This is a genomic window from Desulfurobacteriaceae bacterium, assembly GCA_039832905.1.
Lineage (GTDB): Bacteria > Aquificota > Aquificia > Desulfurobacteriales > Desulfurobacteriaceae > Desulfurobacterium.
In genome coordinates this window covers 31,086-44,575 of sequence record JBDOLX010000064.1, presented here as the reverse complement: position 1 = coordinate 44,575, position 13,490 = coordinate 31,086, and the positions used below count along the sequence as shown (strand labels likewise).

16 protein-coding genes are annotated in these 13,490 nt (G+C 37.1%); 2 read left to right on the top strand and 14 right to left on the bottom strand.

Features of this window, described 5'->3' with window-relative positions; genetic code table 11:
* From ispD to cdd, 10 genes are all read right to left on the bottom strand, one after another.
* Window positions 1–659, bottom strand: a 659-nt coding sequence (gene ispD, locus ABGX27_04710) for a 2-C-methyl-D-erythritol 4-phosphate cytidylyltransferase (protein ID MEO2068795.1), incomplete at its 3' end; no start/stop codon positions are given.
* Window positions 656–1,633 carry a PIN domain-containing protein gene (locus ABGX27_04705; protein MEO2068794.1) on the bottom strand — a complete coding sequence of 326 codons (978 nt, stop codon included), beginning with the start codon at window positions 1,631–1,633 and terminating at the stop codon, window positions 656–658. The genes ABGX27_04705 and ispD, both read right to left, overlap by 4 nt.
* 6 nt (window positions 1,634–1,639) lie before the next feature.
* Window positions 1,640–2,128, bottom strand: coding sequence for a CarD family transcriptional regulator (locus ABGX27_04700; protein ID MEO2068793.1), 489 nt, complete (start codon window positions 2,126–2,128; stop codon window positions 1,640–1,642).
* Between the two features lie 8 nt (window positions 2,129–2,136).
* Window positions 2,137–2,994 (bottom strand): ATP-dependent Clp protease proteolytic subunit, encoded by an 858-nt coding sequence (locus tag ABGX27_04695; GenBank protein ID MEO2068792.1) that lies wholly within the window; start codon window positions 2,992–2,994, stop codon window positions 2,137–2,139.
* Between the two features lie 9 nt (window positions 2,995–3,003).
* A complete protein-coding gene (locus tag ABGX27_04690; GenBank protein MEO2068791.1) occupies window positions 3,004–4,284 on the bottom strand; it encodes a dihydroorotase in 1,281 nt (426 codons plus the stop codon).
* Window positions 4,285–4,286: 2 nt separating this feature from the next.
* The gene (locus ABGX27_04685) at window positions 4,287–4,631 is read right to left on the bottom strand and encodes a cytochrome c3 family protein (protein MEO2068790.1); all 345 of its coding nucleotides are present in this window, start codon (window positions 4,629–4,631) and stop codon (window positions 4,287–4,289) included.
* Complete coding sequence (locus tag ABGX27_04680) at window positions 4,628–5,563, bottom strand: aspartate carbamoyltransferase catalytic subunit (protein MEO2068789.1); 936 nt, start codon at window positions 5,561–5,563, stop codon at window positions 4,628–4,630. The genes ABGX27_04685 and ABGX27_04680 overlap by 4 nt, the downstream gene beginning before the upstream one ends.
* Entirely contained in the window at window positions 5,560–6,885 is a 1,326-nt protein-coding gene (hisD, locus tag ABGX27_04675; protein ID MEO2068788.1) for a histidinol dehydrogenase, read from the bottom strand. The genes ABGX27_04680 and hisD overlap by 4 nt, the downstream gene beginning before the upstream one ends.
* 8 nt (window positions 6,886–6,893) lie before the next feature.
* A complete protein-coding gene (locus ABGX27_04670) occupies window positions 6,894–7,565 on the bottom strand; it encodes a response regulator transcription factor (GenBank protein ID MEO2068787.1) in 672 nt (223 codons plus the stop codon).
* Between the two features lie 28 nt (window positions 7,566–7,593).
* Window positions 7,594–7,968 carry a cytidine deaminase gene (gene cdd / locus ABGX27_04665; GenBank protein ID MEO2068786.1) on the bottom strand — a complete coding sequence of 125 codons (375 nt, stop codon included), beginning with the start codon at window positions 7,966–7,968 and terminating at the stop codon, window positions 7,594–7,596.
* A 58-nt stretch (window positions 7,969–8,026) separates the two neighbouring features.
* Here cdd and ABGX27_04660 point away from each other — a divergent pair, with 58 nt between their 5' ends.
* Together ABGX27_04660 and ABGX27_04655 are read left to right on the top strand one after the other, a co-directional pair.
* Entirely contained in the window at window positions 8,027–8,461 is a 435-nt protein-coding gene (locus ABGX27_04660; protein MEO2068785.1) for an antitoxin family protein, read from the top strand.
* A gap of 14 nt (window positions 8,462–8,475) precedes the next feature.
* Window positions 8,476–8,799 carry a SpoVG family protein gene (locus ABGX27_04655; GenBank protein ID MEO2068784.1) on the top strand — a complete coding sequence of 108 codons (324 nt, stop codon included), beginning with the start codon at window positions 8,476–8,478 and terminating at the stop codon, window positions 8,797–8,799.
* On the opposite strand, the gene uvrA is transcribed toward ABGX27_04655, so the two are convergent.
* The 4 genes from uvrA to rplM are packed head-to-tail and all read right to left on the bottom strand — an operon-like array spanning window position 8,788 to window position 13,490.
* On the bottom strand, window positions 8,788–11,601 hold the full coding sequence (uvrA, locus tag ABGX27_04650) for an excinuclease ABC subunit UvrA (GenBank protein MEO2068783.1): 2,814 nt from the start codon (window positions 11,599–11,601) through the stop codon (window positions 8,788–8,790). The genes ABGX27_04655 and uvrA overlap by 12 nt on opposite strands.
* Window positions 11,602–11,615: 14 nt before the next feature.
* Window positions 11,616–12,665, bottom strand: coding sequence for an N-acetyl-gamma-glutamyl-phosphate reductase (gene argC / locus ABGX27_04645; GenBank protein MEO2068782.1), 1,050 nt, complete (start codon window positions 12,663–12,665; stop codon window positions 11,616–11,618).
* Entirely contained in the window at window positions 12,637–13,050 is a 414-nt protein-coding gene (rpsI, locus tag ABGX27_04640; GenBank protein MEO2068781.1) for a 30S ribosomal protein S9, read from the bottom strand. Before rpsI ends, argC begins: the two co-directional genes overlap by 29 nt.
* Before the next feature lie 11 nt (window positions 13,051–13,061).
* Complete coding sequence (gene rplM, locus ABGX27_04635) at window positions 13,062–13,490, bottom strand: 50S ribosomal protein L13 (protein ID MEO2068780.1); 429 nt, start codon at window positions 13,488–13,490, stop codon at window positions 13,062–13,064.

The window sequence follows — 13,490 nt, the reverse complement described above, 5'->3', positions numbered from 1 at the left end:
AAAAGTTTTGCTATTTCCAAATCTTCGGGGGTTGTAATTTTTATATTCCTGTAGTCCCCCTCTACTACACCAACTGTATAACCGTATCTTTCTAATAAAGCAGAATCATCGGTAGCTAAGAAATTTTCTTTTCTCGCCTTTTCATGAGAATCTAACAAAACAGGAAATTTAAAAATTTGCGGTGTTTGAACTAAGATTAACCTATCCCTGTTTAGTGTTTTTCTCACAAGATGATTACCCTTAATTTCTTTTACAGTTTCTTTGGGTTTCACACCAAGTATTAAACCATCAAAATTCAAGATTTGAAAGCTTTCTACAAGACTTTCTATCGTACTCTCAAAGATGAAAGGTCTTACACCGTCATGAACGATTACCTCTTTTACATTTTGATTAATCGCTTTAAGCCCATTATAAACTGACTCTTGCCTTTCAGCCCCACCTGCAACAACTTTTGTTATCTTTGGATATTTTTCTCTTAAACGTTCTCCTACGAGGATATCCTCTTTTGGAAGGACTAAGATAATTCCATCAATAAGTTTTGATGCTTGAAAAACGGAAAGAGGAAACTCAACTATAAGCTTTCCATCCATTTCAAAAAATTGCTTTTTTCCTCCGAATCTTCTCCCCAAACCAGCAGCAGGAATTACAGCAAATCTCACTTGATAACCTCTTTAGGTCTTGCAAAGATTATCTTTCCAGAAGAAGTTTGAAGAAGATTATTAACGAGAACCTTTACTTTATGACCTATTAAGTGTTTGGCATTGTCAACAACTACCATTGTTCCGTCGTCAAGATAACCAACACCTTGGTTTTTCTCTTTACCCTCTTTTACAAGGAAAACAACAAGCTCTTCCCCTACTGCAACTACAGGTTTTAGGGCGTTTGCAAGGTCATTTATATTTAGAATCTCAACTCCTTTAATTGAAGCAATCTTGTTAAGGTTATAGTCAGTAGTAATAAGTTTTGCCTTTAACCTTCTTGAAAGTTCTACAAGCTTTGAGTCAACGTCCTTTATCCACGGAATATCTCTTTCAAAGATCTCAACAGGTACGTACTTTAAAGTCTTCAGCTCTGAAACTATTTCAAGACCTTTTTTTCCTTTCGTTCTTATCATAGGATCAGTAGAATCAGCAAGGGATTGTAGTTCTTCAAGGACAAACCTTGGAATTATTAGCTTTCCTTCTACAAAACCAACTTTTGCAATCTCCACAATCCTACCATCTATGAGTGCACTTGTATCAACAACTTTAGAAGTGCAGTATAGTCCTTGTTCATCTTTTAAAAGCTCTGAAAAAGACTTATCCTTCCCTATTTCACTAGCAGTAAAACCCAAAAGATACGGCAGGGTCAAGAAGACTATTTCTTGAAGGTATGGAAAGTTTGTAAATATTGAATAGAGAGAAAGAGTAATACCCTTGGCAAGGTAAAGCCCTAGGAAAAATCCAGCTAAAAAGAGAAGAACTATTTTTACCTTAAGTCTTCTCTTCATTACAAATTGATAAAAGAGAAAGGAAGCTGCTGTAAGAAATATTCCAATAATTAAAGATTGAGTTAAAGTAAACCCATAGTTCTTAAAAATCACAGTAGATATGAACAGTAAGAGTAAGAAAAATCCCCCTAGAAGCTTTGACATCAGCATCTACTTTTGAACCTCTTTGAGGATTTTTCTTATCTTTTGCTTTACTTTTCTTACCGGTTCTCCAAGGACAAGAGCTATTTCCTCAGAAAGTTTACTAAACGCCTCCTCAAACATTCTCTTTTCTGAATAGGACAGTTCTTTATCTTTTGATCTATAGGATAGATTTCTAACAACAGTTGCAAGTTCTTTTATCTCTCCTGTCTTTAGTCTATCAACATTAAGTCTATGCCTTACCGTCCATTTTTCACTTATATTTGTAGGAACTTCACTTAAGAATCTAAGTATCTCTTCCACCTCTTCCGTTGATAATACCGGTCTAATCCCCGAAACCTCTATACTACTTTCCGGAACAAGAATTGACATGTTCTTCCCTACTAAAGAAATCCTAAAGTATAGAACTTTCTTCCCTCCCACTTCTCTTTCTTCTTTTCCTTCAATTACTCCTACGCCATGGGGAGGACAAGCAACCTTATCTCCTACCTTGAACATTCTTACTCCTAATGGGGTTTCTTAACAGGAATTTCTCCCTTCTTAGGTTCTCCATAAGGTACTGGAATGTACTGAACAGAAGTTTGCCCAGAAGGCTGATAGTAAAGTTCCATAAGGTCATAAACCTCATCTGGAACTTCTGTTGACACATTAAGTCCTAAATCTTTTATAACATCAGCAGTAAGCGGATAGTCGTGAGTCCAATACCCACAGGTTAGAAGATCGGCTATCTCTTCTGCCTTCTCTTTACTGTGTCCTTTTGCTAAAAGGATTTTCATGATTGTATTTTTCATCTGTGCCAACGATTTTTCTGCAACGTCTGCAAGTATTAGCATCTCATCTTTTAAATTCTCTTTTTTCATTTTAAAAGCCTTTAGAATGGATGGTGCAGGAAATTGACCAAGCTGAGGATCTAGAGGACCAAGTACCGCATTCTCATCCATTATTATTTCATCAGCAGCAAGAGCTATAAGAGTTCCACCAGACATTGCATAGTGAGGAACAATCACCCTTACAGGACTTTTATGTTTTATAAGAGCAGAAGCTATTTGTGTTGCTGCAAGAGCAAGTCCTCCTGGAGTATGGATTATTAGGTCTATAGGCATGTCCTTTGGAGTCATTCTAATAGCTCTTAATATCCTTTCAGAATCTTCTATGGTGATATATCTCATCAGGGGGAATCCCATAAGGGCAAGACGTTCCTGGCGATGGATCATTGTTATTACTCTTGATTTTCTCTTTTTCTCTAAGTCTTTAATGAGTCTTAGCCTTGCCCATTCAAGGTTTTTCTGTTGGAATAAGGGCCACAAAGAGAAAAATAAGAGAAATATGAAAAATAAATCAAAAAAACTGGTTCCTTGCGGCATATAAACTCCTTACAAATCTTTATAAACTATTTTACCATTATAAATGGTAAATTTAACTTTTCCTTTTAATTTCCAACCTAAGAAAGGTGTATTAAGGCTCTTAGACCTTATCATTTCTTTCGTAAAGACATACTCTTCATTCTCATCAAAAATTGTAATGTTCGCTCTACTTCCTACTTTCAAAGTTCCGATATCATTCTTCCTTATTATTCTTGCGGGTTTAGTCGAAAGTTTTTCTATTAACTGAGAAAGGGTTAAATAGCCTTCCCTAACAAGATTTAAAGATAAAGACAACATTGTTTGAAAGCCAATAATTCCAAACGGAGCTTTACAGAATTCAACATTTTTCTCATCTACAGTATGGGGAGCGTGGTCAGTTGCTATTACATCAGCAATGCCTGTTTTAAGAGCTTCTTTACAGGATTTAACGTCTTCTTCTGTCCTTAACGGAGGACACATCTTTGCATTTGTATCAAAGTTTCTCACAGCCTCTTCTGTAAGGGTAAAGTGGTGCGGAGTAATTTCGCAGGTTACGTTTACTCCTTCTTTCTTTGCCTTTTCTATTATCTTTAGAGCTCCTGAACTTGAAACGTGGCAGATGTGAACGTGAGCTTTTGTAAGTTTTGCCAGCAGAATATCTCTCATAGTTCCTATATCTTCGGCTTCTTTCGGCATACCAGGAACACCAAGATAACTTGAAAGGTAACCTTCATTCATATGACCACCACTTGATAGACTCTTATCCTCACTATGGCAGAAAACAGGAATACCAAGGCTTCTTGCATAATCCATAGCGTTTCTTAAAAGCTTTGAGTCTTTTGGGGTTTCCCCATCATCGGATATTGCAACAACTCCAGCTTTTACCATTAATCCTATTTCTGCAAGTTCTTCACCCTTAAGACCTTTTGTAATAGCACCTATTGGAAATACATCACAAAGCCCTACCTTTTCAGCTTTTTCAATTATGTACCTTGTAATGGCAGGATTATCGTTGACAGGTTCAGTATTTGCCATTGCACAGACAGAAGTTATTCCCCCTGCGACAGCGGCTAAAGAACCTGTCTCTATATCCTCTTTCCACTCATAACCAGGATCTCTTAAGTGAGCGTGAAGGTCTATAAATCCAGGAGACACAATAAGACCATCTGCTTCTATAACTTCAGAAGCCTCAGAGCTTTTTATGTTCTTTTCAAGCCTGAGAATACGCCCATTTTCAATCAGAATATCAAATTGACCATCTATCTTTTGAGAAGGATCTACTACTCTTCCGCCTTTTATTAAAAGAGACACCATTACTTGCCTTCTCCTTTTTGGGTTTTTGTTTTATGACATTTTGTGCAATTTTCAGTCTTTTTAGCGTCAAAAGCTTTTACACCGTTATGGCAAGCCCCACAGTATCTACCTTCCCAAATGTCCTTCATTGTAAACTTGTCATAACCAAACTTTTGGGTAAATAACTTTGGGTGACAGTATGAACACCTTTGTTTCTTAACTTTTACATGGTAAACGTGACTAAAAACAACGTCTCCCTGCTTATTCTTAAAAACAAGGTCTCTATTTAAAATTCCACCTTCAAAACAGCTAAAGAGAAAAGCCCCCAAAATAGCTATAGCACCTACAATCCCCAACTTTCTCATTGTATTTCCTCCTTAAGCTTAGAAAGCCTTCCAGCAAGCAATGATAGAACAACCATTCTGACCGCAAGACCAGTTTCTACTTGTTCAAATATTAAAGAACGATCAGAACTAACCACATCGTTGTTAAGTTCAACTCCTCTATTGAAAGGTCCTGGATGCAGAATAACTGTATCTCTTTTTAACATAGAAAGTCTCTTCTTGTTCATACCGAAAAGATCAGCGTATTCTCTTAAGGAAGGGAATACCTTCCTTGATTCTTGTCTCTCAAGTTGAATTCTTAAAAGGATTATAACGTCAGAGATTTCTGCCACTTCTTCAAAGGAAGAAAGAACTTTTACACCAAAACTCTCTGGGAATCTTGGCATCATCGGTGAAGGACCGTATACGAAAACTTCTGATCCAAGTTTTCTAAATAAAATTGCATCTGATCTTGCCACTCGACTGTGAGAAATATCTCCCATTATTGTTATCTTTTTTCCTTCTAAACTTCCTAAGTGTCCCATAAGTGTTGCTGCATCAAGAAGAGCTTGAGTTGGATGCTGATGACAACCATCACCAGCGTTAATTATAGAAGCATTAATATGATTTTTAACAGTGTAAGGAGCTCCCTCGCAAGGATGCCTTAGAACGACAATATCGGGATGCATCATATCGAGGTTTTTAAGAGTATCAATAAGAGTTTCTCCCTTTTTTACGCTACTTGTAGAAACACTGATGTTAATAACATCAGCCCCCAAAAACTTTCCTGCCTTTTCAAAGGAAGATCTTGTTCTTGTTGAAGGTTCAAAGAAAAGGTTTACAACACATTTACTTCTTAATACAGAAAACTTTTTTCTTCCTTCCCTTAAAGCCTTCTTGACAATTTTAGAGGTTTCGTAAATTTCTTTAAAAGTTTCTACCGAAATGTCTTCACTGGATATAAGATGTTTCATCTTTTAACCTCTTGTTTCAAGGTTATCTTGATTCCTTCTCTTACCTCGACAGCAAGCCTGTGAGCTTCAAGCCCTTCACACTCAGCAAGGTTCCTAGCATGTTTTGCCACTTGTCTAAATCCTTCTTCACTAACATAAAGAACTGAAGAACGCTTAACAAAGTCGTAAACTCCAAGTGGAGAGAAAAATCTCGCACTTCCGCCTGTTGGTAGAACGTGGTTCGGTCCCAGGACATAATCTCCGAGTGATTCGCAAGTGTAATGCCCTAAGAAAATAGCTCCCGCATTCTTTATATAGTCAAGGAGAGCAAACGGTTCTTTTGTAGCAACTTCCAGGTGCTCTGGAGCTATAAGGTTTGAAACTTCACAAGAGTGATAAACATCTCTTGTTAAAAACACGGTTCCAAAGTTTTCTATGGATTTTTGAGCAATTTCTTTCCTTTTTAATACTTTGAGTTTCTCCTCTATCGCCTTTACTGTCTCTTTTGCCACTTTTTCACTATGAGTAACTAGGAATGACCCTGCAAGCTCATCGTGTTCAGCTTGGGAAAGAAGGTCAGTAGCTACCCAATCAGGATTTGCAGTTTCATCTGCAATTACAAGAATTTCACTTGGACCAGCTACCATATCTATATCAACCGTTCCAAAAAGGAACTTTTTAGCAAGAGCAACGTAAATATTTCCAGGACCAACAATCTTGTCTACCTTTGGTATTGACTCTGTTCCAAAGGCTATAGCAGCAACGCCGTGAGCACCACCAACTCTATATATTTCATCAACTCCAGAAAGTTTTGCAGCTACAAGAGAGTATGGATTAACCTCTAAAGAGCCAATAGCTGGAGTGATCATTACAAGCTTTTTAACTCCAGCAACTTTTGCAGGAACAGCATTCATTATTACAGAAGATGGATAAGAAGCCTTTCCACCCGGAACGTAAATTCCAGCACTTTCAAGAGGAATAACTTTCTGACCCAAAACTATTCCAGGTTCTGTAACAAAGTAAGAGTTTTCTTTTTGGTGTTCGTGAAACTTTCTTACTCTCTCAACAGCAACCCTTATAGCCTCTAAAACCTCTGGTTCTACTTTCTCAAAAGCCTCTTCTATTTCCTTTTCAGAAACTTTTACGTTTTCAGGGGTAATTTCCACTCTATCGAACTTTTTAGCATAAGAGAATACAGCGCTATCTCCAAACTTTTTGACACTTTCTATTATCTCAAGGACACTCTGGGCATATCTGCTTTCAAGTCCTTGCCCTCTGTTTTTTATTCTGAGAAGCTCAGGGTTCTTTTCCCAATTTTCCGTCCTAAGGTCTACAATTCTCATATTCCACCTCATTCTTTGGTTAGTTTATATCCCAATCTCGGAAGTGTTTTTAAATATTTTCCTTTCTCTCCAAGCTTTTTCCTCAATCTACTTATGTAAACATCAACGGTTCTTGTTGTCTCATTGTGATCGTGTCCCCAAATTCTCTCAAGAAGCTCTTCCCTCGAAAAAAGTTCTCCCGGATGTTCAAGGAAAAATTCAAGAAGCTGTAACTCTGTTTTTGTAAGATAAATAGGTTTTCCATCAACAGAAACACTTTTGGATTTTCTGTCGTAGACAATTCCTTCAAATTCAACAACATTTTTAAGTGTATATCCTGCTCTTCTTAAAATAGCCTCTATTCTTGCAAGTAATTCTTTCATACTGAAAGGTTTCGTTACGTAATCGTCTGCTCCTAAAGAAAAACCTTTAACCTTAGTATCTTCATCAGAAAGAGCTGTAAGAACAATAACCGGTGTATCTTCATTCTGCGAGCTTTCCCTAATTTTTTCACAAATTTCTAAACCGTTTACGTTTGGTAGCATTAAATCAAGAATAATTAAATCGTACTTGTTTGTTTTTGCTCTCTCTAAAGCTTCTTGACCATCTAAAACCCAATCAACTTTGAAGTTCTTTTTCTCCAAGTTGTACTTTACAAGTTCTCCAAGATCTTCATCATCTTCGACAAGTAAAACTATCATCTAGCCACCCCTTCAAGGTTGTAAGTTATTATAACTTAAAGCTGAACGGTAATAGCTCCTTAAGAGTAAACTCTTTTACATCGGAACCGTTACTGACCATAACCCTAAAATCATCGGAACAAAACTCCCTCATCACCTGTCTACATGCCCCACACGGGTAAGGCATTCCATCGGGAGAGTAAATAAAGATTTCTGAAAAATTTCTTTCACCTTCAGAGATTGCTTTAAAGATAGCAACTCTTTCAGCACAAATGGTTAGACCGTAAGAAACATTCTCTACGTTCACTCCTTTATATACTCCCTTGCTTCCTATTAATACAGCAGAAACTCGGAAGTTAGAATAGGGAGAATAAGAATTCTCTATAACCTTTCTTGCCAGTTTTAGTAGCTCTTCCACTTCCATAACTACTCCTTCGAAATAAATTTTTAACGTAACTTTCATAATGAAATTAGGGGATAGGATGAAAGCAGTCAAAGTCGTTTTCAAGAACGGTGTTTTCATCCCCTTAGAAGACTTAGAAGTTCCTGAAGGAACTGAAGGCATTGTGGTCTATGTAGAAAAAAACGTCAAGATACAAAAACCATCTTGGTGGAACAAGCTAAACTTAGAGAAGAGAAAAAAAGAAGCTCTTTTAAACTTTTCTAAAGAGATATCTAAAAAAGTTATCTTTAACGATATTAAAGTTACCCAAAATGAAGAGGGAATAGAGGTTTTTGTCCTTGTTGAGAATGAATTTGAATCTCTAAAAACTATTATGGAAACTGCCTTAAAGATCTACGAATCAAGTGGAGTTTACCTTCCAATACAGGTAATTTCTCAAAGAAGACTCCAAAGGTGGAAGGAGAAAGGAAATCCAGTTTACCAAACTATAGATAACGGAATTTCTATAAAGTAGCTAGAAGGAAAAAGATGGACAGGAAGGCACTTGAAAGATTACCTGTTATGAACTTAGAAGTTACAGAAGTAAAGATATACCCTTTTGACACAACAGGAATTGGAGGAAACATAAAAGCTGTAGCTTCTATTAAAATAAACGACATTTTGGAAATAAAGGATATCAAGATTGTTTACTCAAACAACGGTTATTTTATTCAGATGCCTTCTAAGAAAACAAAAAACGGAGAATACATTCCAATAGTTAATCCACTGAACAAAGATCTTTACCTTCACATAAGAAGAAAAATCCTTGATGAGTATAAAAAGGTTATGGAAAAGTACAACCTAGCTTTTTAGAACTTCCCTTAGGAACTTTCCAGTCCAAGTGTCGGTTTTTGCTACTTCTTCTGGAGTTCCTACGGCAACAACCTCTCCTCCTCTATCTCCCCCTTCCGGTCCAAGGTCGATTATCCAGTCGGCACACTTTATAAAGTCAAGATTATGCTCAATAACTATTACGGTATTTCCTTTATCTACAAGTTTTTGAAGAACGTTAATTAGTTTCTTAACATCGTGAATGTGAAGTCCCGTTGTTGGTTCATCCAAAATGTAAACAGTCTTTCCAGTCCCTTTCTTTGAAAGTTCCTTTGCAAGTTTTACCCTTTGGGCTTCACCTCCAGAAAGGGTAGTTGCAGGCTGCCCTAGTTTTATATAACCAAGACCCACATCGTAAAGAGTTTTAAGTTTCTGGAATATCCTTTGGTGATTTCTAAAGAACTCCATTGCCTCTTCAACGGTCATTTCAAGAACTTCGTAAATGTTCTTTCCTTTATAAGTGATTTCTAAAGTCTCCCTGTTATACCTCTTTCCTCCACATTCATCACAAACAACGTAGACATCAGGTAAAAAGTGCATTTCAACCTTTATAACTCCATCCCCTTTACAAGCTTCACATCTTCCACCGGGAACATTAAAAGAAAATCTTCCCTTTTTATAACCGCGAGCCCTTGCTTCTGGCGTTGCAGCAAAGAGTTCTCTAATATGGGTAAAAACATCTACGTAGGTTGCAGGATTAGAACGTGGAGTTCTACCGATAGGTGATTGGTCCACTCTTACAACCTTGTCAATAAACTCCAATCCCTCTATTTTGTCATAAGCTCCAGGGATTACTTTACTTTTGTAAAGTTCCCTTGCTAAAGCTTTATAAAGTATCTCGTTTATAAGAGTGGACTTTCCTGAACCAGAAACACCAGTAATACAGACAAAAAGTCCCAAAGGTATTTCTACAGTGATGTTTTTTAAGTTATGCTCTCTTGCACCTACTATCCTTAACCATTTATCAGAAGGCTTTCTCCTATTTGGCGAAAATTCTATTTTAAATTCACCTGACAAGTATTTTCCAGTTAGAGATTTTTCGTTTTTCTTTATTTCTTCTGGCGTTCCGGTAGCTACAACCTCCCCACCGTGAACTCCTGCTCCCGGTCCCATATCAACAACAAAATCTGCACTTTCTATAGTCTCAATATCATGTTCAACAACGATAACCGTATTTCCAAGATCCCTTAAAGACTTTAAAGTTTCTATCAGCCTTCTATTATCCCTTTGGTGAAGTCCAATACTCGGTTCATCAAGAACGTATAGAACTCCCGTAAGCCTCGACCCAACTTGAGTAGCAAGCCTTATTCTTTGAGATTCTCCTCCAGATAAAGTAGACGCTCTTCTATCTAAGGTTAAGTAGTCAAGTCCAACATCAAGCAAGAATTTAAGTCTATTCTTAATTTCCTTGATAAGCCTTTCTGCGATTATTTTCTTTTGACCAGAAAACTTTAAAGACTCAAAAAATTCGTAAAGTTTCCTTATCGTCATAGATTCAAGGTCAGCAATATTAAAACCTTTTATTTTTACCGAAAGTGCTTCTTGGTTTAACCTCTTTCCTTTACAAGTTTCACATTCAGCTTCTACAAGATACGGTTCTATAAGTTCTTTTACGTAATCAGATTCAGACTCCATATAACGTCTTTCAAGATGTCTTACAATCCCCTCAAAGTAGTAAGGCCTATAGTTTCCACGAGAATATGGAACGGTGTTAAAAACTCGCATATTTGTTTTTTCACTGAAAAGAAGAAAATCTCTTTCTTTCTTAGAAAGTTCAGAAAATTTAGCGTAAGGAGATATCCCCAAAACTTCACAACCTGTTAAAAGCAAATCTTTAAGATACTCAAACTTTGCTTTTTCTGTAAGTTCTATCGCTTCTAAAATAGGTCTATCCCAATCAATAAGAAGGTTCTCGTCAACTTTCATCCTAAACCCAAGCCCTCCACAGGAAGAACACGCTCCAAGGGGACTGTTAAAAGAAAAAAGTCTTGGGGAAATTTCCTTGAAACTAAAACCGCAAATAGGACAAGCCCCCTTTGTTGAATAGGTTTCTTCTCTTTTCGTATCGTAGTCAAGAACCGTTATAAGACCGTCAGAAAGTCTAACAGCTATCTCCACAGAATCGGCAATTCGTGTTTTGTCCTTTTGGCTTACCTTTAGTCTATCAACAATGACTTCTATTGTATGCTTTACCTTCTTCTCTAAAGAAAGTTCCAAAGCTTCTTCTATTCTGTACTCTTTACCATCAATTCTTAGCCTTCTAAAGCCTTGTTTAAAAAGCCTTTCTATAAGTTCCCTGTGCTCACCTTTTCTCTCTCTAACAACAGGGGAAATAAGAACTATTCTTTTTCCTTCGAGTTTTAATATTCTGTCAACTATACTTTGTACAGTTTGAGGTTCTATCGGAATGTTACACTTTGGACAGTAAGGAGTTCCAACCCTTGCAAAGAGAACTCTTAAGTAGTCGTGAATTTCTGTAGTTGTTCCTACCGTTGAACGGGGATTCTTAGATACCGTTTTTTGTTCAATGGAAATTGCAGGAGAGAGACCTTCTATTATGTCTACATCTGGCTTTTCCATAAGTTCTAGAAACTGCCTTGCGTAAGCCGAAAGACTTTCAACGTATCGTCTTTGTCCTTCAGCATAAAGGGTGTCAAAGGCAAGTGATGATTTTCCGGAACCGGAAACTCCAGTAATAACCACTAGTTTATTTTTTGGAATTTCAAGATTAATATTCTTTAAGTTATGTTGACGTGCACCTTTAATGACTATTTTATCCTTCATCCTTAAAGAAAAAACTATATCCAGTTTGAAAAAATCTCAAGACCGGTAGTTTCTGGGAAACTGCAAACTATGTTCATGTTTTGGACAGCCTGACCAGAAGCCCCCTTCCCTATATTGTCAATAACAGAAACCACAACGCCAAGTCCGTTTTCCTCATCTTTCGTTACATAAATATCGCAAAAGTTCGTACCAGCAACATCAGAAGTTTTTGGTGGAGTATTCCTTACCCTAACAAAGTATTCATCTTTGTAAAATTCTTCATAAACTTTCTGAAGTTCCTCTTTTGAAGCTTTAGTTTTAAAGTAAATTGTTGAAAGAATTCCTCTGTTCATTGGAACCAAATGAGGAGTAAACCTTAAAAGACCTAAATCCAACTTTTCGGCTATTTCAGGAGCGTGTCTATGTCCTTCTACTCCGTAAGCTTTGAACGACTCATTCACCTCACAATAAGTAAACGAAAGAGTTGCTTTCCTTCCTGCTCCTGTAACTCCTGATTTACTGTCAGCAATTACAGGAAAGGAGGTATCTATTAGTCCCTTTTCCTTAGCAGGATAGAGTCCCAAAATTATGCTCGTTGGATAACAACCAGGATTAGCTATTATGTTTTTCTTTTTTATTTCCTCTCTATTTATCTCTGGAAGTCCATAGGTCGCTTTCTTAAAAAGCTCTTTAGCAGTATGAACTACTCCGTAAACCTTTTCATATTTTTCAGGTGTCTTAAAGCGAAAATCGGCACTAAAGTCAATAATCTTTAAATCTGGATTAAGTTCGTAAAGTTCCTTTACAACTGAAAAAGAAGCTTTATGGGGGAGACAGCAGAAAACTACATCACTAATCTTAGATATTTTTTCACAGTTTAATTCTTCAAAAGTTAAGTTTTCATAAGGACTTTGCAAGAAGTGAGGGAAAACTTCACCAACCTTAGAACCTTTAAACTGCCTTGATGTTACACAAACAACTTCCACTTTTGGATGAAATGATAAGAGGCGGAGAAGTTCCGCCCCTGTATATCCAGAAGCACCGATAATAGATATCTTAACGCTTGGACCACTGGTACCTTGCACGAGCTCCTCTCTGACCGTACTTCTTTCTTTCCTTGATTCTTGCATCTCTTGTGAGGAAACCTGCTTTCTTGAGAGTTTGTCTTAACTCAGGATTGAAGGCAAGAAGGGCCTTTGCAATTCCATACTTAATAGCGTCAGCTTGAGCAGACTTTCCACCACCCTTTACAGTGCAAAGAACGTTAAATCTTCCAGTTGTTCCTGTTACTTCAAAAGGTTGTTCCATTATCTTTAAAAGTGCAAGTCTCCCAAAATATGTAGCAGCATCAACCTCTTTATTCTTAGAGAGCCTGATAATTACCTTTCCTTCTCCGTTAGGAATAAGCCATACCCTTGCAATAGCTGTTTTTCTTTTTCCTGTTCCATAATATCTAATTTCTTCAGCCATTTACTCCTCCGTTAAAGCTCGATAGGTTTAGGATTTTGTGCAGTGTGTGGATGGTTTGGTCCTGCGTAAACTTTAAGTCTTTTCATTCTTCTTTTTCTTAATTTGTTCTTAGGAAGCATTCCTCTAACAGCAAGTCTGATAACTTCTTCAGGCTTCTTCTGAAGCATCTCTTTTAAAGTTGTCTCTTTAAGGTGTCCCATGTATCCTGTGTGCTTGTAGTAGATCTTCTTTTCAAGCTTTTTACCTGTTACAAAGATCTTTTCAGCGTTTACAACTACAACAAAATCTCCGTTGTCAACGTGAGGAGTGTAAGTTGGCTTGTGCTTACCCATTAAGATTTTTGCTATCTCACTTGCAAGTCTACCAAGAGTTTTGCCAGTAGCATCTACAACGTACCAGTCCCTCTGAACGTCTTCCTTTCTCAACATAAAGGTCTTCAT

Excerpts from the sequence above, each read along its gene's own strand:
- ABGX27_04705 (MEO2068794.1), bottom strand. The coding sequence starts at position 1,633 with ATGTCAAAGCTTCTAGGGGGATTTTTCTTACTCTTACTGTTCATATCT.
- ABGX27_04700 (MEO2068793.1), bottom strand. The coding sequence starts at position 2,128 with ATGTTCAAGGTAGGAGATAAGGTTGCTTGTCCTCCCCATGGCGTAGGA.
- ABGX27_04695 (MEO2068792.1), bottom strand. The coding sequence starts at position 2,994 with ATGCCGCAAGGAACCAGTTTTTTTGATTTATTTTTCATATTTCTCTTA.
- ABGX27_04685 (MEO2068790.1), bottom strand. The coding sequence starts at position 4,631 with ATGAGAAAGTTGGGGATTGTAGGTGCTATAGCTATTTTGGGGGCTTTT.
- ABGX27_04680 (MEO2068789.1), bottom strand. The coding sequence starts at position 5,563 with ATGAAACATCTTATATCCAGTGAAGACATTTCGGTAGAAACTTTTAAA.
- hisD (MEO2068788.1), bottom strand. The coding sequence starts at position 6,885 with ATGAGAATTGTAGACCTTAGGACGGAAAATTGGGAAAAGAACCCTGAG.
- ABGX27_04670 (MEO2068787.1), bottom strand. The coding sequence starts at position 7,565 with ATGATAGTTTTACTTGTCGAAGATGATGAAGATCTTGGAGAACTTGTA.
- cdd (MEO2068786.1), bottom strand. The coding sequence starts at position 7,968 with ATGGAAGTGGAAGAGCTACTAAAACTGGCAAGAAAGGTTATAGAGAAT.
- ABGX27_04660 (MEO2068785.1), top strand. The coding sequence starts at position 8,027 with ATGAAAGCAGTCAAAGTCGTTTTCAAGAACGGTGTTTTCATCCCCTTA.
- ABGX27_04655 (MEO2068784.1), top strand. The coding sequence starts at position 8,476 with ATGGACAGGAAGGCACTTGAAAGATTACCTGTTATGAACTTAGAAGTT.
- uvrA (MEO2068783.1), bottom strand. The coding sequence starts at position 11,601 with ATGAAGGATAAAATAGTCATTAAAGGTGCACGTCAACATAACTTAAAG.
- rpsI (MEO2068781.1), bottom strand. The coding sequence starts at position 13,050 with ATGGCTGAAGAAATTAGATATTATGGAACAGGAAAAAGAAAAACAGCT.
- rplM (MEO2068780.1), bottom strand. The coding sequence starts at position 13,490 with ATGAAGACCTTTATGTTGAGAAAGGAAGACGTTCAGAGGGACTGGTAC.